Annotated in this window: 1 rRNA gene; it reads right to left on the bottom strand. The window is 50.8% G+C overall.

The annotated features are described in order from the left end of the window. Positions 1 to 3 precede the first annotated feature (3 nt). Positions 4 to 486 (bottom strand): 23S ribosomal RNA (locus I2F62_RS13130); the annotation flags it as partial.

Raw genomic sequence — 486 nt, 5'->3', positions numbered from 1 at the left:
TGTATAGTCAAGCCTCACGAGCAATTAGTATTGGTCAGCTTCACATATCACTATGCTTCCACATCCAACCTATCAACGTCGTAGTCTTCAACGGCTCTTTAGTGGACATAAAGTCCAAGGGAAATCTTATCTTGAGGTAGGCTTCCCGCTTAGATGCTTTCAGCGGTTATCCCTTCCGAACATAGCTACCCGGCGATGCTACTGGCGTCACAACCGGTACACCAGAGGTTCGTCCACTCTGGTCCTCTCGTACTAGGAGCAGATCCTCTCAAATTTCCAGCGCCCATGGTAGATAGGGACCGAACTGTCTCACGACGTTCTAAACCCAGCTCGCGTACCTCTTTAAATGGCGAACAGCCATACCCTTGGGACCTGCTTCAGCCCCAGGATGAGATGAGCCGACATCGAGGTGCCAAACACCGCCGTCGATATGAACTCTTGGGCGGTATCAGCCTGTTATCCCCAGAGTACCTTTTATCCGTTGAG

Source organism: Acinetobacter sp. MD2(2019) (genome assembly GCF_035615615.1).
In the GTDB taxonomy this organism is placed as follows: domain Bacteria; phylum Pseudomonadota; class Gammaproteobacteria; order Pseudomonadales; family Moraxellaceae; genus Acinetobacter.
The sequence above is the reverse complement of the archived record's forward strand: the minus strand, read 5'-3'. Positions and strand labels throughout refer to the sequence as shown.